Source organism: Bradyrhizobium sp. URHA0013 (assembly GCF_000518345.1).
In the GTDB taxonomy this organism is placed as follows: domain Bacteria; phylum Pseudomonadota; class Alphaproteobacteria; order Rhizobiales; family Xanthobacteraceae; genus Bradyrhizobium.
In genome coordinates this window covers 265,138-284,017 of record NZ_JADK01000009.1, presented here as the reverse complement: position 1 = coordinate 284,017, position 18,880 = coordinate 265,138, and the positions used below count along the sequence as shown (strand labels likewise).

18 protein-coding genes are annotated in these 18,880 nt (G+C 64.6%); 9 read left to right on the top strand and 9 right to left on the bottom strand.

The annotated features are described in order from the left end of the window. Positions 1-1,368, bottom strand: coding sequence for an APC family permease (locus N551_RS0116240; protein WP_027567821.1), 1,368 nt, complete (start codon positions 1,366-1,368; stop codon positions 1-3). 329 nt (positions 1,369-1,697) lie between these two features. On the opposite strand from N551_RS0116240, the gene N551_RS0116235 reads away from it, so the two are divergent. Further along, on the top strand, positions 1,698-3,041 hold the full coding sequence (locus tag N551_RS0116235; RefSeq protein WP_027567820.1) for an alpha/beta hydrolase: 1,344 nt from the start codon (positions 1,698-1,700) through the stop codon (positions 3,039-3,041). A 167-nt stretch (positions 3,042-3,208) separates the two neighbouring features. Further along, positions 3,209-3,535: a GrlR family regulatory protein gene (locus N551_RS0116230; protein ID WP_027567819.1), complete on the top strand. Its 327-nt coding sequence runs from the start codon at positions 3,209-3,211 to the stop codon at positions 3,533-3,535. Between the two features lie 35 nt (positions 3,536-3,570). On the opposite strand, the gene N551_RS0116225 is transcribed toward N551_RS0116230, so the two are convergent. Beyond that, entirely contained in the window at positions 3,571-3,960 is a 390-nt protein-coding gene (locus N551_RS0116225) for a hypothetical protein (RefSeq protein WP_027567818.1), read from the bottom strand. Positions 3,961-4,052: 92 nt separating this feature from the next. Then, the gene (locus N551_RS0116220) at positions 4,053-5,225 is read right to left on the bottom strand and encodes an MFS transporter (RefSeq protein WP_027567817.1); all 1,173 of its coding nucleotides are present in this window, start codon (positions 5,223-5,225) and stop codon (positions 4,053-4,055) included. Between the two features lie 186 nt (positions 5,226-5,411). On the opposite strand from N551_RS0116220, the gene thrS reads away from it, so the two are divergent. From thrS to N551_RS0116205, 3 genes are all read left to right on the top strand, one after another. Continuing rightward, positions 5,412-7,505 carry a threonine--tRNA ligase gene (thrS, locus tag N551_RS0116215; RefSeq protein ID WP_027567816.1) on the top strand — a complete coding sequence of 698 codons (2,094 nt, stop codon included), beginning with the start codon at positions 5,412-5,414 and terminating at the stop codon, positions 7,503-7,505. 93 nt (positions 7,506-7,598) lie between these two features. After that, the gene (locus N551_RS0116210; protein WP_027567815.1) at positions 7,599-8,162 is read left to right on the top strand and encodes a nitroreductase; all 564 of its coding nucleotides are present in this window, start codon (positions 7,599-7,601) and stop codon (positions 8,160-8,162) included. Between the two features lie 63 nt (positions 8,163-8,225). Further along, positions 8,226-9,494, top strand: a complete 1,269-nt coding sequence (locus N551_RS0116205) for a serine hydrolase (protein WP_027567814.1) — start codon at positions 8,226-8,228, stop codon at positions 9,492-9,494. An 880-nt stretch (positions 9,495-10,374) separates the two neighbouring features. Here the strand turns inward: N551_RS0116205 and N551_RS0116195 are convergent. Next, positions 10,375-11,226, bottom strand: coding sequence for a LysR family transcriptional regulator (locus N551_RS0116195; RefSeq protein ID WP_027567813.1), 852 nt, complete (start codon positions 11,224-11,226; stop codon positions 10,375-10,377). Between the two features lie 104 nt (positions 11,227-11,330). Here N551_RS0116195 and N551_RS0116190 point away from each other — a divergent pair, with 104 nt between their 5' ends. Then, positions 11,331-12,323, top strand: a complete 993-nt coding sequence (locus N551_RS0116190; protein WP_027567812.1) for a zinc-dependent alcohol dehydrogenase family protein — start codon at positions 11,331-11,333, stop codon at positions 12,321-12,323. 79 nt (positions 12,324-12,402) lie between these two features. On the opposite strand, the gene N551_RS38810 is transcribed toward N551_RS0116190, so the two are convergent. Continuing rightward, positions 12,403-12,684: a hypothetical protein gene (locus tag N551_RS38810; protein WP_027567811.1), complete on the bottom strand. Its 282-nt coding sequence runs from the start codon at positions 12,682-12,684 to the stop codon at positions 12,403-12,405. 302 nt (positions 12,685-12,986) lie between these two features. Then, positions 12,987-14,060, bottom strand: a complete 1,074-nt coding sequence (locus N551_RS0116180) for a hypothetical protein (RefSeq protein ID WP_027567810.1) — start codon at positions 14,058-14,060, stop codon at positions 12,987-12,989. Positions 14,061-14,302: 242 nt separating this feature from the next. Here N551_RS0116180 and N551_RS0116175 point away from each other — a divergent pair, with 242 nt between their 5' ends. Continuing rightward, positions 14,303-15,343 (top strand): patatin-like phospholipase family protein, encoded by a 1,041-nt coding sequence (locus tag N551_RS0116175; RefSeq protein ID WP_027567809.1) that lies wholly within the window; start codon positions 14,303-14,305, stop codon positions 15,341-15,343. On the opposite strand, the gene N551_RS0116170 is transcribed toward N551_RS0116175, so the two are convergent. Both N551_RS0116170 and N551_RS0116165 read right to left on the bottom strand, forming a co-directional pair. Next, complete coding sequence (locus N551_RS0116170) at positions 15,344-15,772, bottom strand: CBS domain-containing protein (RefSeq protein WP_007611784.1); 429 nt, start codon at positions 15,770-15,772, stop codon at positions 15,344-15,346. A gap of 189 nt (positions 15,773-15,961) precedes the next feature. Then, the gene (locus N551_RS0116165; RefSeq protein ID WP_027567808.1) at positions 15,962-16,798 is read right to left on the bottom strand and encodes a rhomboid family intramembrane serine protease; all 837 of its coding nucleotides are present in this window, start codon (positions 16,796-16,798) and stop codon (positions 15,962-15,964) included. Between the two features lie 463 nt (positions 16,799-17,261). On the opposite strand from N551_RS0116165, the gene N551_RS0116160 reads away from it, so the two are divergent. After that, a complete protein-coding gene (locus N551_RS0116160; protein ID WP_027567807.1) occupies positions 17,262-17,816 on the top strand; it encodes a PAS domain-containing protein in 555 nt (184 codons plus the stop codon). A 13-nt stretch (positions 17,817-17,829) separates the two neighbouring features. On the opposite strand, the gene N551_RS0116155 is transcribed toward N551_RS0116160, so the two are convergent. Continuing rightward, entirely contained in the window at positions 17,830-18,219 is a 390-nt protein-coding gene (locus tag N551_RS0116155; RefSeq protein WP_027567806.1) for a hypothetical protein, read from the bottom strand. Between the two features lie 146 nt (positions 18,220-18,365). On the opposite strand from N551_RS0116155, the gene N551_RS0116150 reads away from it, so the two are divergent. After that, positions 18,366-18,872: a GNAT family N-acetyltransferase gene (locus tag N551_RS0116150; RefSeq protein ID WP_027567805.1), complete on the top strand. Its 507-nt coding sequence runs from the start codon at positions 18,366-18,368 to the stop codon at positions 18,870-18,872. Positions 18,873-18,880 lie beyond the last annotated feature (8 nt).

The following is an 18,880-nucleotide window of genomic DNA, read 5'->3' as shown; positions in this document are numbered from 1 at the left end:
CTATTCGCAATGTGATGAAGTGCCAGCGGCGACCGGCCGCCTGCGGAAAACAGCATAAATCAACAGGCCCGAGAGCATGACGAGCATCCCCGACAGCGATTGCACGGGCCGCTCGGTCAACAAATAGTACATCATGAAGGCGGTCACGAGCAGGAAAACGAGCGGCGTGAACGGGTATCCCCAGGCACGATAGGGCCGCGGCAAATCGGGATCGGTGATACGCAGCTTGATGACGCCGGCGACCGTGAAGAACGAGCAGAACAAGAGCGCGAACTGGATGAAGTCGAGCACGGCCTCGAAACTGCGGGTGAACAGCAGCAGATTGGCGACGGCGAGCTGAAACAGGATGGCATAGGCCGGCGCGCCGCGGACCGATCTCTGCGAGAACACGCGCAGTGCCGGAATGTCCTCCCCCATCGTCATCATCACGCGCGGGCCGATCCACATCATCGCGCTGATCGATGAGATCAGGCCGAAGCAGATCATCGCGCCTACGATCCGGCCCCCGAGATTACCGAAGATCGCGCTGCCGGCGACGCTGGCGACGTCGAGCTGACCCGCGAGTGCGCCGACCGGGGTCGAATGGAGAAACACCGCATTCAGCGCGACGTACAGCACGAGCACGATCAGCGTGCCCGCGAGCAGCGCGCGCGGCAGGTCCCGCTGCGGCATGTTCATCTCGCCGATGATGTAGGTCGCGGCATTCCAGCCCGAGAACGAATACATCACGAACACGAGCCCGATCGCGAAAGGCGCGCTGACGATGTGCGCGAGATCGCCGGTCTGCGGCGTGAAGGCGATCGGCTGCGGCACGCCGACGATGAAGCCGGCAACCAGGAAGGCAACGATCAGCACGACCTTCAGGATGGTCGAGATCAATTGGAAGGTCGAGGAGTGCCTGACGCCGGTCAGTTGCACGAGCGAGACCAGCCACACCACGGCGATGGCAAGCGGGATCGGCGGCACACCGGGCACGACCGATTTGGCGTATTCGCCGAACGCCATCGCGGCGAGCGCGACGGGTGCTGCAAAACCAACCGTTGCCGACACCCAGCCGGCGAGAAAGCCGAAGGCGGGATGATAGGCACGGCCGAGAAAATTGTATTCGCCGCTCGAGCGCGGAAACATCGCGCCGAGCTCGCTGTAGGAGAATACCCCGCACAGCGCGACGATGCCGCCGACGGTCCACAGCAGGAGGATCGAGAAGCCCGAGGGGATGTCCTTGACCTGGAAGCCGAGGCTGGTGAAGACGCCGACCCCGATCATGTCGGCCACGACGATGGCGGTCGCGACCAGAACGGAGACCCCCGACCCGCTTCCGGTCAGCCGGCCGGTCCAGGGTGCAGTACCCGCATCTGATGCCGTCATCGCCGTCCTCAACCTCAGGCGTCACGCCTCGTGGGAAGCATCGTGCAGCTCGGTCCAGTCAATTCAAGCAGGGTTAACAAGGGTTAAATGAGGCGGGGCCACTTCGGTACTCTAGCACCATTAATCCACGATCCGGGCAATAAAGCTTCGTAAACACCGGGACATCCCGCTCCCGTCCCCCACAATCAGGACACGATTGCGTGGTCCCCTTGAGCGTTCCGGATGTGGGGAAGTTTCTCCGGACACTTAACGTCGCCTAAACGCCCATCGGCTCAATTGCCTTAATGATTGCCGATGGACTTGTGGTCATGACTTGGGGTCATGGGTGAATGGTCGGGGCCGTTCCGAAACCGAGAGCTGACATCCGCGCCGACCGGACCGCGTCCGGCGCGCGCGGTCGTGCGCTTCGGACCGCTCTGATCTCAGTCTTGGTGCCGTTGTCGCTGACCCTGGTTCAATGCGGCAAGGCACCCAATCCGGCAGCGCTCGCGGCGAACTCGCAGGCCAACGTCCAAGGCAACGTCCCAGCCAACGTGCAGGTCGTTGCGAAGACAAACCAGCAAGTCGCAAGCAGCGACTCGTTCGAGGATCGCTTCCCGGCCCCCCTGTTCAGGGAGCGCTTCCCATCCGCGAGCGAGGGTTTTCTGCAACGGCAGATGTCGGACTTCTCACCCAAGCGTGCTGTGCAGCAGCAGCCGGAGCAGGCTCCCTACAAGGTCGCTTCGCTCGCGCCGCAGGCCCCCTATCAGCGTCCGCCGCGCGAGGACCTGACGACGCTCGTCAGCATGAAGTCGTCAGCCTTCCCCTATTTCGGCAACAACCCTGCTTCCGACGCGCCGTTCCTCAACATTTCCAAGGGCGATCGCCGCGGCCACCGTAGCTATTCCGGGCGCGTATTCTGGCAGGACGAGACTTACAACGACAATCGCGTCCTGATGCACGTGCCCGAACATTTCGACGTGCGGAAGCCAGGCGTGATCGTGGTGTTCTTCCACGGTAATGGCGCGACACTCGAGCGCGATGTGCGCGACCGACAGCTGGTGCCGCAGCAGGTCACCGATTCCGGCGCCAATGCCATCCTGCTCGCACCGCAGATGGCGGTCGATGCCGCCGATTCCAGCGCAGGAAAATTCTGGCAGGCCGGCGGCCTCAAGCGCTTCATCGACGAGTCGGCGAACCATCTCGCTCGCCTCACCGGCGATCCCAACAGCGCCCGCGCCTTCGCCAACATGCCGATCGTGATCGTCGGCTACAGCGGCGGCTTCCTGCCGACGGCCTGGAGCCTCGAGGTCGGCGGCATCAGCGACCGTGTCCGCGGCGTCGTGTTGCTCGACGCCGTCTATGGCGAGATGGACAAGTTCGCCTCATGGATCGAGAGCCACCGCTCCGGCTTCTTCGTCAGCTCCTACACCCACTACACCGCGCGGCGCGACCGCGAACTGATGAGCACGCTGCGGCAGAAGGGCATCACCGTCTCCGAAGAGATGGACGGCCCCTTACGTCCGGGCAGCGTGGTGTTCGTCGAAACCGGGGACGGCATTACCCATCGCGACTATGTGACGCGAGCGTGGACGCGGGACCCGCTCAAGGACGTCCTGGTGAAGATGTCGGCGACGCCATCACTCGCGCTCACGCGCGTGGCCTCCACCAATCCATCCGCATCGAGCCGGTAGCGATATTGCGCCCGTCGGCATTTGGCTGCACGGCCCGCAACTCTCTCGAGCCTTGATCAAAATGTGATGTTGATGGCCGACGGTCCCGGTGCCGACCGGATTGCTTCCACTGGCAACAATCATACTTTGCCGGCCAAGTCGTATTTGGGATTCTGCGGGGACATGCTGTGCGTCAGGGACTCTACAAGGTCGACTTCCACACGGTTCACGGCACGGGTTGCGGCGTCGTCTATGTGACCGAGGGCAAGATGCGCGGCGGCAATTCCGCTTTCGCGTTCATCGGCACCTGCACGGGCGAAGGCGACAGCGTCAGAGTCAAGATCTCGACCGAGCGCCACAATGACGACCCTTGCTTCAAGGCGTTGTTCGGTCTTGACCGGATCACGCTGACGCTCGCCGGCCGGGAGGATGGCGACACGGCGGAATTCGAAGGCACCGCACTGCAACTGCCGGGCGTTGCCTTCAGGGCCGTGCTGAGCCGGATCAGCGACTAACCGTCCGGCTCCTGATCCTTCGGGTCTTAGCGGCCTCAGGTTTTTGGCAGCTTCGGAATGCTCTCGGCAAAGCCGTTGAAGCAGGCCAGCCGCTCGTCCTCTTCCTTGAAGAAACGGCAATCGGCGTAGCCCTTGGCCTTCGCCGGCTTCGGCTTCGGCGTCGGCGCAATCACGGCGTCGTAGCAATTGAGCCGGTCCTTGGTGCCGTCGTCGAGATCGAGGCAGGCCTGGAGCCGCGCTGCGATGGATTGCGGCTTGCCCTTCGGCGCCGCAGCCGGCTTAGCCGCAGCCTCCTTGGTCCCTGCCTTGGTGCCCTTGGGCTTGACCTGCACCAACGGCTTGTCCCCGATCATTGGTGGCTTGTCGGCTTGCGCGAAAGCGGAAGCTGAATAGAGCACCGCGGCAACCGCCAGAATCATCCTCATCTCAGTCAACCCTCTTTGGTCCCCATGACCGGCCTTCTAGCCTCCCGGCGCGCGGTTTGCCAAGCACCTTGCGCACACAGACACGCTTCCGTTCAGGCCGGGGCGGCTGTTGCCGGCCGGGGCCGGGTCAGGACCACCAGGATCAATGCCAGCACGACGAAACCGACCGCGACGAAGCCGAGCGTATGCAGGAGCTCGCGGGCGAACAGCAGTCCGCCGACGGCAGAGCCGACCGCCTGGCCGATATAGAGGACGGAGGTGTTGAGTGCGACGGTCGCCGATGCCAGCGACGGTGCGGCCGAGACCAGCCGCACCTGCTGCATCGAATTGGTCGAGGCAAAGCCGAGGCCCCAGATCGCGACCGCACCCGCCATCAACGCGAGCGTGCCGGCGCCGAGCGCCCAGCCGGTGATTCCTGCAAGCAGCAGCCAGGTGAACAGCAGCGAGGTGCGATAGGGTCCCGAGGTGTCGACGATGCGGGTCGCGATGACAACGCCGAGGAAGCCGCAAACGCCATAGAGAGCGAACACCATGCCGATCGCATCGGGCCCTGCGCCGGTCAGCTTGTTGAGCAGCGGCCCCATGAAGGTGAACACCACGAACTGCCCGGACATCTGCAACATCGTGATCGCAAGCAGCAGCAGGATCGTCCTGTTGCCACCGACCGCGCTCCAGGTCTTCAGATCCACCGGCGTGCCCTTCAGGCCCGCCGGCAGTCGCATCAGCAACAGCAGGAGGCTGACGCAGCCGAGCGCGCCGATCCCGCCATAGGCCGCGCGCCAGCCATAGCGGCTGGCGATGAACGTGATCAGCGGCAGGCCGACGGCGGCAGCGAGCGACCAGCCGAGAAAGATGTAGGCAATCGTGCTGCCGCGACGCTCCACCGGCACGATCAACGCCGCCGTACCGGCGGCCTGCGGCGTGTAGAGCGCGCCGACCGCGAGCATCACCAGGCGGATGACGAGGAGGCTTGCATAATCGGGCGCAAAGGCAGAGGCGAGATTGCCAAAAGCGAGCACCGCGAGCGTCGTGGTGAGCAGCGTCCGGCGTTCGATCCGGCTGGTGAGCCAGGCCGTCAGCGGCGAGCCGATGCACAGGATGACAGCCCCGAAGGTGATCAGGAGCGCGGCCGCATGGATGCTGACGTCGAGCCCCGTCGCCAATTCCGGCAGCATGCCCGCCGGTGCCAAGACCGAGCAGCCGGTGACGAGATTGCCGAGCATCAGGGCGGTTGGCGCGAAACGGCCCGCGCGTGCATTTTCCATGCAAACGCATGTAGAGCGGGCTTGCGACCAGTTAAAGGGCGTTGCCCGGAATAGTTCGTGCAGCGCCCCCGCTTTTGCGCGCCGGTTTCTTGGAAATGCCGGATTGCGCAGGCCGAATCGCCTGATATATCGCTCGTTCCCGCTTACCTGCGCTCGTTCGCAGGAGTGAGCCTCAGGAGACACGCCATGACCGACCAGCCCAACGACCAATCCAAGGACCAGTCCAAGGACCAGTCCAAGTCCGAGCAGCCCAAATCCGAATCCGGCTTCCAGTACAGCCTCAGCAATTTGAGACCCGTGACCCCGCCGGAAAAAATCACCCTCACCTTCCCCGACGGCGCCCGGCGCGAATATGCCAAGAGCATCACCGGCCTCGAACTTGCCAAGGGCATTTCGCCGTCGCTGGCCAAGCGCACGGTCGCGATGGCGCTCGACGGCGTGGTCTCCGACCTCGACGATCCCATCGAAGCCGACGCCAGGATCGAGCTGATCAACCGCGACGATCCGCGCGCGCTTGAGCTGATCCGCCATGACTGCGCCCACGTACTTGCCGAAGCCGTGCAGACGCTGTGGCCGGGCACCCAGGTCACCATCGGTCCCGTGATCGAGAACGGCTTCTATTACGATTTCTTCCGCAACGAGCCGTTCACGCCGGAGGACTTTGCCGCGATCGAGAAAAAGATGCGCGAGCTCATCGCGCGCGACAAGCCTTTTACCAAGGAGGTTTGGGATCGCGAAAAGACGAAACAGGTGTTCCGCGACAAGGGCGAAGCGTTCAAGGTCGAGCTGGTCGACGCCATTCCCGGCAACGAGCCGATCAAGATCTATTACCAGGGCGACTGGTTCGATCTCTGCCGCGGCCCGCACATGACCTCGACCGGCAAGGTCGGCAACGCCTTCAAGCTGATGAAAGTGGCCGGCGCCTATTGGCGCGGCGACAGCAACAACCCGATGCTGACCCGCATCTACGGCACGGCGTTCGCCAAGCAGGAGGACCTCGACGCTTATCTGAAGCAGATCGAGGAAGCGGAAAAGCGCGACCATCGCAAGCTCGGCCGCGAGCTCGACCTCTTCCATTTCCAGGAGGAAGGCCCGGGCGTCGTGTTCTGGCACGCCAAGGGCTGGACCATCTTCCAGCAGCTGATCGCCTATATGCGCCGGCGCCTGGCCGGCGACTATAGCGAGGTCAACGCCCCGCAGATCCTCGACAAGTCGCTGTGGGAGACGTCCGGCCATTGGGGCTGGTACCGCGAGAACATGTTCGCGGCGCAGTCGGCCGGCGAGGAGGCCGAGGACAAGCGCTGGTTCGCGCTGAAGCCGATGAACTGCCCGGGCCACGTGCAGATCTTCAAGCATGGCCTGAAGAGCTACCGCGACCTGCCGCTGCGGCTCGCCGAGTTCGGCGTGGTGCACCGCTACGAGCCGTCCGGCGCGATGCATGGATTGATGCGCGTGCGCGGCTTCACCCAGGACGACGCGCACATCTTCTGCATGGAGGATCAGCTCGCCGACGAGTGCCTGAAGATCAACGAGCTGATCCTGTCGACCTACGCCGATTTCGGGTTCACCGGCGATCTCACCGTCAAACTGTCGACCCGGCCGGAAAAACGCGTCGGCACCGACGCGATGTGGGATCACGCCGAGCGCGTGATGGCGACGGTGTTGCGTGAGATCCAGTCGCAGAACAATCACATCAAGACCGAGATCAATCCGGGCGAAGGCGCCTTCTACGGGCCGAAGTTCGAATATGTGCTGCGCGACGCCATCGGCCGCGACTGGCAGTGCGGCACCACGCAGGTCGACTTCAACCTGCCGGAACGGTTCGGTGCGTTCTACATCGACCACGACAGTGGCAAGAAGCCGCCGGTCATGGTGCACCGCGCGATCTGCGGTTCGATGGAGCGCTTCATCGGCATCCTGATCGAGCACTATGCCGGCAACTTCCCGCTCTGGCTGTCGCCGGTGCAGGTGGTGGTCACCACCATCACGTCGGAAGCCGACGAGTATGCCAAGCAGGTGCTGGAGCAGGTCCGGCGTGCGGGACTTCGGGCCGAGATCGACCTGCGCAACGAAAAGATCAACTACAAGGTCCGCGAGCATTCGCTGGCCAAGATTCCGGCACTGCTCGTGGTCGGCAAGAAAGAGGCCGAGACGCAGTCGGTCTCGATCCGCCGGCTCGGCAGCGACGGTCAGCAAGTGACGACGACGGTGGAGGCCATCGCCGCCCTCGTCGACGAGGCGACCCCGCCGGATGTGAAGCGGGCGCGCGGCGCGGCCTGACATCTGAAATCGGTCTAAACTCGCTTTCGGTTGCGGGCGTGCATTCCTATGTGGGGATTGCACGCCCGACGACCAGCCGAAGAGGAAACCGCAGTGCCCGACGCCATCGAACTCCTGAAGACCCGCCGCTCGGTCAAGCCGCGCGAGATGTCCGGGCCCGGCCCCTCCCCGGCCGAGCTCGAGACCATCCTCACCATCGGCGCGCGCGTGCCCGACCATGGCAAGCTCGCGCCCTGGCGCTTCATCATCTTCGAGGGCGATGCGCGCGAGCGCGCCGGCGAGGTGATCGCGAAGGTGTTTGCCCGGAAGAATCCCGGCGCGGCAGCGGCCGATGTCGAGACCGAGCGCAAACGCCTCACGGATGCGCCGCTGGTGATCGGCATCGTCAGCTTCACCAAGCCGCATCCGAAAGTGCCGGCCTTCGAGCAGGAATTGTCGGCCGGCGCCAGCGTCATGAACATTGTCACGGCCGCGACCGCGCTCGGCTACGGCGCCTGCTGGCTGACCGGCTGGTTCTCGTTCGATCGCGACGTGCTGGACGGCCTCGGCCTCAAGCCGGATGAGAAACTTGCCGGCTTCGTCCATATCGGCAAGCCGACCAGGCCGAGCGAGGACCGTCCGCGACCGGTCCTTTCTGAAATCGTGACGCGATTTTAACCGAAGGCGTGTTGACGCCTTCGACGTCTTGCGGCTTTGATCCCGGCAAGGGAGGAAGCCCGGATGAAGCGTCGTGAATTTCTGGTCGGAGCCGCGCTGCTGGCCGGCACGATGGCGCGAAGCCGCGCCGCCGACATCCCCGCGCCGTCGTCCGACGGGCTCGACCGTATCACCGCGTATTTTGACAACGAGGTGACGAGCGGCCGGCTGCCGGGCGTGGTGGTGCTGGTCCAGCAGCACGGCAAGCCGGTCTATCTGAAGACTTTTGGCGTGCGCGACACCAGAACGGGCCTCGCGATGACGTCCGATACGATCTTCGCCATCCACTCGATGACCAAGCCGGTCACGTGCCTCGGCGCGATGATGCTGATCGACCAGGGCAAGCTTGCGCTCACCGACTCCGTGTCGAAATACATTCCCCTCTTTGCCGACACCAAGGTAGGCCTCGAGGTCACCAATCCCGACGGCACGCTGAAGGTGGATCTCGTGGCCCCGGTCCGTCCCGTCAACATCGAGGATCTGCTGCGGCACACTTCGGGCATCAGCTACGACTATATCGGCGGCAAATGGGTCGAGCAGGCCTACAAGGCCGCCAACATCTTCGAAGGTCAATTCGACAACAGGGAGTTCGCCCAACGAATCGCGAGGCTGCCGCTGGCACGGCAACCGGGAACGCTGTGGCGCTACGGTCATTCCACCGACGTGCTCGGCAGCGTCATCGAGATCATCTCGGGCCAGACGCTGTACGCATTCCTCAAGCAGCGCATCTTCGATCCGCTCGGCATGAGCAGCACAAAATTCGCGCTGGCGACCGAGGACGAGCTCGCGCGGATGGCGCGGCCCCTGCCGAACGACAACATCCTGCTCGCCGCCGAGCGCGAGCGCCTCGACCATCCCGAATGGCAGTCCGGCGGCGGCGGGCTGCTCTCGACCATCACCGACTATCAGCGCTTCTCGCAGATGCTGCTCAATGGCGGCGAGTTCGACGGCAAGCGCTATCTCAGTCCTGCGGCCTTCAAGGCCATGACGACCGATCACGTCGGGCCGGGCTCGGGCGTCGGACGCGACTATTTCTATTTTCCGGGCGACGGTTTCGGCTATGGCTATGGCCTTGCGGTGCGGACCGATCCCGGCAACGCCAAACCGCCGCCGCCGGGCTCGCTCGGCGAGTTGAAATGGGACAGTGGCAGCGGCACCTATTTCGGCGTCGATCCCAAGCTCGACATGGTCTACCTGCTGATGCAGCAGACCCAGAACGAGCGCAGCCGCATCACGCCCGCCTTCAAGGCGCTGGTCTATGAGTGTTATCCGTCCGAGTTACGCCGCCCGTGAAGCACGCTGGCTGAAAGCGGCGAGCAGCTTTGCGATCTCGGCGCCGGGCACTTCCATCATCCCCGTCATTTCGAGCGCAGCACAGCAATCCAGAATCTTTCCGCGGCGGCAGACTGGATTGCTTCGCTGCGCTCGCAATGACGGAGTCTGTGGGTGGCAGCGTCGCGCTTCCATTCGCATTCCGGATCGCAGACACACCTTCGCATCCTCGCGGCTTGCTCGCCCGAGCTTTGCTTCGTCGTTTACCCTCAATTGAAAGAGGGCGCAGGGAAGACCGGGTGCCGGCTGGCACCCGCGGTCCACTGTGCGAGATTGTCGTAAGAATATTGCACAGCGGCATACAGGTGAAGCCCAACATCCAGCCTTCCCTGCGCAGTGGCTTTACAGCTTATGTCGCGCTCTCCCCGGGGAGCGATGCACTATTGCCCCCGTCGCCTTGCGGATGGCTGACGCGTGCGCCCGGTTGGGCAACCCACATCACCGCAAGGCTTGGCGCACAGACCCCGGGCGCCAGGACCACACGATTTTGCCGTACGCGGATCACACCCGTCGTGTGCGCGAGGCCTTCACTCACGGTTGCCCGCCCTGCGAAGCCGTTCGCGCCGATGTCACCCACGTCCACCGCCGTCCGGCCCGCGTTCGTGACGATCGCGATACGCCCCTCTTCCTTGGGCCGGGTTACGGCGAGACATACGCCGTTTCCGAATTTCGGTAAAGCGGAATATTTTGAGGTCAGGAATTGACCGACAGCTTGGGTGTTTCGCCTGACGGGCGCCGCAAGGTCTTGTAACCCGGATGAGCCCAGCGCAATCCAGCTCGCGCCGCACCTGTCCCGGGTATCGCTGCGCACACCCTGGCCACGGCAGCGTGTCAAGAGCCATCACCCTGCCAATCGATCGATCACGAGATCGAGCAGCGCGCGCAGGCGAGCGAGGCGCCTGAGATCGCGGTGATAGCCGACATAGGTGTCGCGGCCGGGTGGCGTCGCGCCGATGTCGAGCGCGACCAGCCGGCGGTCGCGGTCGCCGAGGGGACGCGGCAGCACTGCCAGCCCGCCGCCGCTCGCGCAAAGCTCCGCCTGCGCCTGCCTATTATTGCTGCGCGAGGCGATTTGCATATTCGGCAGCGTGCGCTTCAACCAGAGGGCATCGGGCATGTCGGCGAATTCGGCGTTCATGGTCACAACACGGATACCGCTTCCGTCGCCGGCGCGTGGCGGCTTGCTGCCTTTCTTGCCGTAGAGAGCGTAGGGAATATGGAGCAGCTTCCGGGAGATCACTTCAGGCTCGTCGAACGGTTTGATGCGGAAGACGAGATCAGCCTCGCGGCGCGGCAGACTGTAGAGGCGCGCATCGGTCAGAAGCTCGACGGTCACCTTGGGATGGCGCTTGCCGAACGCGGCAATCAGCGGCGAGAGTATCACCGTCCCGAACCAGTCCGACGACGACAGACGCAGCAAGCCATCGAGCTGCGTCTCCGCGCCGGATGCACGCCGCTCCAAGGCGAGCGCCTCCTCTTCAATCCGCTCGGCATGGCGCAGCACAGCTGTGCCCTCGTCGGTCAGCACGAAGCCATCCGCCGTGCGCTGGAACAGCGTTTGTCCGAGCGACTTTTCGAGCGCACGAAGTCTCCGTCCCATCGTCGGCTGGGTCTGGCCGATCTTCCGTGCGGCCGCGCCGAGAGTGCCTTCGCGCGCAACCGCCAGGAAGATGCGCAGATCGCTCCAGTCCACCGGAAGCCTCCTCATACAAAAACGCACGACAATCGTACATTCTCATTCCTTCCCATGCAAAAAATCATGGGCATATTGGAGGCCGACAACGGAGCAAGACGATCATGACGAGACAATCGACGATGCGCGCGGCTGTCCTGGAGACCCACAACGCGCCGCTGCGCCCCTCAACCGTCCCCACGCCCGAGATCGGTCCGCGCGAGGTGCTGGTGCGACTCCGCGCGAGCGGGATCAATCCGCTCGACACCAAGATCCATGCGGGCGCGGCGGCGCATGCGCGCCATCCGCTGCCTGCAATCCTCGGGCTGGATCTCGCCGGCGTGATCGAACAGACCGGTCGTGACGTCTCGCGGTTCAACCGGGGCGACGAGGTCTATGGCATGACGGGAGGCGTCGGCGGTGTGCAGGGATCGCTCGCCGAATTCGCCGCTGTCGACGCCGACCTGCTGGCGTTGAAGCCTGCCAATCTCAGCATGCGGGAGGCAGCCGCCCTGCCCCTCATCTTCATCACGGCCTGGGAAGGACTGATCGACCGCGCGGCGCTGAAGGCCGGACAAAAGGTGTTGATCCATGGCGGCGCAGGCGGCGTTGGGCACATGGCAATCCAGATCGCGCGCGCGTTCGGGGCAGAAATGTTCGCGACCGGCTCGGCATCGCAGCGCGCCACCATCGAAGGCTTTGGCGCGACCTTCATCGATCGCGATACCGCCATCGCGACTTATGTTGCAGAGCATACGGGCGGCCGCGGCTTCGACGTCGTCTACGACACCGTCGGCGGTCAGGTACTCGACGCTTCCTTCGAAGCCGTGCGCCGCTTCGGCCATGTCGTGAGCGCGCTCGGATGGGGCTCGCACGCGCTTGCGCCGCTCTCGTTCCGCTCCGCCACCTATTCCGGCGTGTTCACGCTGCTGCCGCTGCTCTCAGGGGAAGGCCGCGCGCATCACGGAGTGATCATGGCGGAAGCCACGCGCCTGGTTGAGGCCGGCAAGCTCTTGCCGACGCTCGATGCCCGGCACTTCACACTGGAGAACGTCGGCGATGCCTATGCGCTGATCCGCGATCACGCGACGCAGGGCAAGCTCGTTGTGGACATCTGACGGCGCTCGCAGAGAAGTCTAGTCGCCGGATGAAGCGAAGCGCAAGCCGGGCTGCGGAGACCCGCACGCGCTGAGGCGACTAGTCCTCGCTGGACGTCGCCAAGCGGTTGCGCAGATGGGCCTGCGACAACAGAAAGAACAATGCGCGCTCGCCATGATATTTGGCGGACGGCCGGGTGCGCTCGAAGCCATCGGCGAATTTCTTGCCGGATTGGTCGCACACCTGCCACCGCCAGCCGAACCGCTTACGCCTGGTGAGGATCACTTCGAACATGCCGACGAGCTTGGTCCCCTGCTCCTTGCCGGTCTCGCAGACGCACGAGCCTGCTCCGGCCTCCTCCGTTGGAGGGATGCCCGACATATAACGCAGCAGGATGGAAAGCGAATAAAATTGATTATCGGAAATAGGTATCTTGCACCGGCTGTGAGGAAGTCGCGGCGCCGCTGGAATAAGCCGGGGGTGCCGGTGTTTGTCGGTCCTGCCTGGTAGCGCTGACAAAGCTATTCAAATCGCAACACCAAACGGAGCAGCGGAGAGCATCCGCTTTCGCACGTGACGAGGACTGGCGGTAATAAGATATGGGAGATCCGTGCGCTGAATGAGACGTGTTCGCCAGACACGAAGACCAGCGTCAGGCCGCATGCGGTATCACCGCTCAAGCACTACCGCGCGACGACTTCCACTTCGCCGTCGACGCCGTTGACGACGTTGAACCCGCGCTCGTAGACCTTGCCCTCGTTCTTGGCGATGGCGCGGTATTCGCCTTCCGAGAGCACGACGCGCGGGAAGGCGCCGATCGATTCCTTGATGACGTCGCCGCCCGGGGTCAGCACCGACCAGGCGGTGTTGGCGAGCGCCTCGCCGCCCCTGTCGCTGACCAGCTTGAGCGTGATGACGGCGGCGCGGTGGGTGATGGTGACGTCGGTGAGCTTGCTGGCCTGAACGCGGATGTCCGAGCGCACCACCGAATTGGCATCGCCGTAATTCGAGATGATGTAGTAGGTGCCCTCCGGCAGCAGCACGACGTCACCGGCGGCGACGTTCGGCACCAGGGAGGCGCGCTCGCCGGATTCGAACTGGCTGCCCTTGTAAATCGCGAACGAGATCTGGTTCTGCGGAATGCGGCTGGTGCCGACGCGGCCCTCGATGCGCAAGCCGCCGGCGGGCAGCACGAAGGACTCGCGGTCGGTCTCGGCCTTCAGGCTGACGGTGCGCACCGCGCTGACGAGGCCAAAGGCGACATGCACGACGTAATTGCCGGGCGGCAGCACGATGTTCGGCGTGGCATTGCGGTCCTCGCGGATCAGCTTGAAGGTGCCGTTCTCGTCGGGACGATCGGCAAACACGCGCCAGACCAGGCCGCTGGTGATCGGGGGGGTGTCCTTGCCGTATTTCGCCGTCAGTGACAGCACGCCCTGCCCGGGCACGGCCGCGTTGAGCGGCGCGGCGGACGGCACGGTCGTGACCGCGGGCGGCGGCATGCTGGGCGTGGTCGGCTGCAACAGGGTCGGCGGCAGGCTCGGCGGTCCGGCACCCGGGCCGGAGGGCGGCGCCAGACTGACCGCGCCGCCGGGATCGGGCACCGATGCGGGCGGCACCGGCGGTGGACGATCGGAGAAAAGCTGCGCCTGCGCAGCATTTTGGCCAAAGGCATAGAGGCAGGCAGCAAGGATCAGCGCCGGCAGCAGCGATGCGCTGCGCCGCCATCCGATGATGCCGTCACCCCCGAGAGTCATGCCACCTGCTTTTCACCGAAAACGCGGCAAATTCAAGCCTCCGAAACCCCGAGAAATACGGCCCGACACGGCTTTTGGAACCCGGTTGACGCCTGCGTGATTACCCCAGGGGCAACCGCGCCTCGCCATACTCCTGCCCCGTGCCCTTCCCAAACCGGCATAAACCATGCTTCGGCCCGGTTCTGGCGGAGCGCGACTGCGGTGCCTAGTCTGATGGCGGGTCCCGGCGTAGGAGAGTTTCGGTGCTGGACATATTGAAGGGTCGGGGTTCGAACAGCGACAAGGTCGCCGAGAAAGTCGGCCTGGGCAGCATCCGCCGGCCGGTCATCGGCCTTGCGCTTGGCGGCGGCGCGGCGCGCGGCTTCGCTCATATCGGCATTATCCGGACCCTGCTCGCCAACGGAATAGTGCCTGACGTCGTGGTCGGCACCTCGATTGGCGCCGTGGTCGGCGGCCTCTATGCGGCCGGCCGGCTCGATACGCTGGAAGAATGGGGCCGCAGCCTGCAAGGGATGCGCAACATCCTCGGCTATCTCGACATCCGCCTCAACGGCTCCGGCCTGATCGGCGGCGAGAAGCTGGCGACCCGGCTCGAGGCTGCCTGCGGCCAGAGCCAGATCGAGGATCTCCCGGTCAAGTTCGCCGCCGTCGCGACCGAGGTCCGCACCGGCCACGAGATCTGGCTGACGCGCGGCCGCGTGGTCGACGCGATGCGCGCCTCCTATGCGCTGCCCGGCATCTTCTCTCCGGTCCTGATCGGCGATCGCTGGCTGGTCGACGGCGCATTGGTGAACCCGGTGCCGGTCTCGGCCGCGCGCGCGCTCGGCGCAGAAATCGTCATCGCCGCAAATCTTTCCAGCGACATCTTCACCTATTCGACGACGGTCTATTCGCACGGCGCGATACCCGAGCCGGTGATCCCCGCGGCGGAAGAGCAGACGTCAAAGCGGCGCTTCCCGAGATTCTTCTCGCCTGAGAAGACGGTGAAGCGCGAGTTCTTCGGCGGCGGCAGCGCCCGGCCCGGCCTCTCTTCGGTGATGGTCGACGCCTTCAACATCATGCAGGACCGCATCACCCGGGCCCGCCTCGCCGGCGATCCGCCCGATATGCTGATCACACCGCGGATCGGTCAATTCGGCTGGTTCGATTTTCACCGCTCCGAGGACCTCATCGCCCTGGGCACCCGCGCTGCCGAGCGTGCGCTGGAGTCCATCCAGGAGGCAATCCACGAGCTCGCGCCCGCGCCGGAGGGCGCCGCGCCCAAAGCCGACCAGCAGGCCTGATCAGGCGGTCTTGATGTAGTCGCGCAGGGCTTCCTGCTCGGACTCGTATTCCTGCACCCGACGCTTGACGATGTCGCCGATCGAGATCAGGCCGACCACCTTGCCGTTGTCGACCACGGGCAGATGGCGGAACTTGCCGGTGGTCATCATCTCCATGAGCTCGGCGACCGTGTCGGTCTCCTTGCAGGTGACGACCTTGCGGGTCATGACCTGCGAGACCGGCTCCTCCAGTGCGCCGGCGCCGCGTTCGCCGATCACCCGCACGATGTCGCGCTCCGACAGGATGCCTTCCAGCCGGCTCTGGTTCATCACCAGCACCGCGCCGATCTTCTTCTCACCGAGCAATTTAACCGCGACCGCCAGCTTGGCGTCCGGTTCGACGCTCATGATCTGGTGGCCCTTGGTGTTGAGAATCGAACGTACCGTCATTGTCGCCTCCCTGAATCGAAACCGTCCGCTGTTCGCGGTCCGGACTTGTTCTTCGAGTCTTCAACTAACAGTTTCAGCGCCGGTTTCACGCTCAGGCGCTTTGCGAAGCATCGCCGCTAGCGGCCTGTCGCTTCGGAACATTCTTCTCGGGAATGATGGATGAATTCGGGCGGCGCCGCAAGCACCGCTTCAAATACGGTCCGAAATGTCCTGTGATGACGCATCCGCAGCATCGCTTCGCGCGCGCGGCACGGGATCGAACAGCGTGAACAGCAACAGGCCGGCAAGGAAGCCGCCGATATGCGCCTGCCAGGCAACGCTCGTGGTCTCGCTGTCGACGCCGATCGCGCCGACGCCGAAGACGATGTTGACGCCGAACCACACCGCGAGGAAACCGAGCACCCGCCCGTCGCGCAGCGCGCGCGACAGCGGCAGCGCCGGAACTCTTGCGGCGGTATCGGCATCCGATCGGCTGAAAGACAGGAAGCTGCCGCGAACGAAGGCGAAGCGGATCGCCGCCGCCATCGCGCCGGACACCGAGGCCGAGGCGCCGATCATCGGCGCCACCGCGTGCTCATGGGTGACGAGATGGGCGACCGCGCCGGCCGCCGCCGTCACCGCCAGGAACAGGAAGAACCTGATGGCGCCAAAGCGCCGCGCCAGCGCGCTGCCGAACGGCAACAGCCACAGCACGTTGAAGCCGAGATGGGTGAGATTGGCGTGCAGCAGCGAATAAGTGACGAAGGTCCAGACCTTGGCGCCCGCCCCACCGGGAATCTCCAGATTGAGCAGCGAAGAATCGTAGCGCTTCGGGATGAAGCCGAAGACGTCGATGGTCCAGTTCTCGAGCTCCGGCGGCAGCAGCACCCGCAGATGGATCACCGCGAGCAAGAGGATATAGGCCGTCAGCGCGAACGGCAGCGTCAGGATCGGCTCGCGCGGAGCCTCCTCAACGACGGCCGGCACCCCCAGCGAAGCATCTTGCGACGGAGGATCTTGCGGCGGAGAATTTGGCGGGGAATCCAAGGCGGCTTCGCTTTCAGGCGCGTCGGAGCAACAGGCGTAACAACAGGCCTTGGAGATAGTCGCCTTTGCCCGCCCTGCGCAAGTGCACAAAAGGAAAAGGCAGGGCCCTGGGAAAGCCCTGCCTATCCGTGTCGGACTTCCGGTACCCAGAGAGACGGGAGTATCCCCACCCCTCCCCGCGGCCGGTGACCAAACTGTTTGACGCCTGTGTACAGGCCTCGCCGAGAACCTGGAGAAAGCGGCGAAGCTTGCGACCGCGATCACCATAGCAGCGGGGCGGCGCACGGAAAGGGCATAGTTAATTTAACGTTAACGACGCAAAGGCAGCGCCAGGGACGCCGAAAACGCCGCTGCGGCATGGACGCTGCAAAGCCCCTCCTGCACAACAACACAGGGATCGCGGCTGCACTGAAGCGGGACAGGTTTGTCCCGCAAGGTTGCGCCCCGGGGTAAGCGTTCAGTCATGAAACATCCGTCGAGCCGCGAGTTCTCCGCATATTGGAACGAGAAGCGCGGCACTGCGCGGGCGCCAGACCGGGCTGATATCGATCCGGCCGCCGTGCGCGGCCTGCTCGGTGACATCTTCGTGCTGTCCTGCGAGCCCAATCTCGGCTTCCCGTTCCGCGTCGCGGGCACGCGCGTCTGCGCGCTCGCCGGGTGCGACCTCAAGGATTCGAGCTTTGCGGCGCTGTTCAACGAAGCCAGCCGCCGCGAGATCGAAGAGATCACGACCATCGTCGCCGACGAGAGCCTCGGCGCAATCGCCGGCGTCACCGCCACACGCGAGGACGGCAGCAAGGCCTATCTCGAGCTGCTGCTGCTGCCGTTCAACGCCCGCCCGCATACACCAGTGAGCGTGACAGGCGTGCTCGCGCCGTTCGACGACGAATGCGGCGCGCTTGGCCCGTTCGCCCTCACCTCCTGGCGCTATCTGCACCAGCCGGAAAAACTGTTGCCGCGCGCGATCCGCAAGCTGCAGATCGCACGCGGGCTGATGGTGTATGAGGGGCTGCGCTAGCAGTGGACCCTACTCACGGCATCGCCAGATGCCAGGCGCCGTTCAGAAAGCCGTCGCCGGTGACGTCGCCGGGCTTGGTGTCCTTGGCGAAGGTGTAGAGCGGCTTGCCCTTGTAGGCCCACTGCTTCGAGCCGTCGTCGCGCGTGATGACGGTGTAGCCGTCGGCGGCGGCATCGCTCGCCTCGGCCTTCAGCACCGGCCAGTTGGTCGCGCACGGACCATTGCAGGCCGACTTGCCGTCCGCATCCTTGTCGAAAGTATAGAGCGACATGCCCTTGGCGTCGGTGAGCACGTTGCCCTTGTCGGTCTTGCCGGTCTTTGTCGGCGGTGCCGCGAAAGCGGCGGGAATCATCGCCAGCGATATTGCGAGCGTGAGCGCGAGGCGGATCGAGGATGTCGTCATGGTCTCTCCTGTCATGCAATGGGCTTGCATGGGTAGGACGCCGCGCGAGCCGTCGTATTCCTGAGATGGCGGCAAGGATTTTTTTCGCTGCGCGCATCGTCACATCGGAATAAACTGGGATGATGGAGACGGAACGACGGGTCGACATGAGCAAGCTGCATTGGCGTCCCGCGCACGCCTCCGATCTGCCGGCGGTCAGCACGATCGCAGCGCGGATCCATCCTGATCTGCCTGAACGTCCCGAAGTGTTCGCGGAAAAGATGCGGCTCTATCCCGATGGCTGCCGCGTGCTTGCCACGGACGACGGGATCGTCGGCTACGGTCTCGCGCATCCCTGGATGCAGCACCGGATTCCGCCGCTCGACGGCTTGCTCGAGCAATTGCCCGGCGATGCGGACTGCCTCTATTTGCACGACGTCGCGGTGCTGCCCGACTTTCGCGGCGGCGTTGCGCGCGATTATGTGTTGGCGATCGAACAGCTCGCGCGCGCGTCAGGGATCGCGACGCTCGCATTGGTGTCGGTCTACGCCACGCGGCCGCTGTGGGAGCGTCTCGGCTTTCGGCCCGTCAAGGCGGATGCGGAGCTGCGGGCAAAGCTCGCGACCTACGGCGACAGCGCAACCTACATGCTGCGCGACCTCGCTGCGACGTAGCGCCCCTC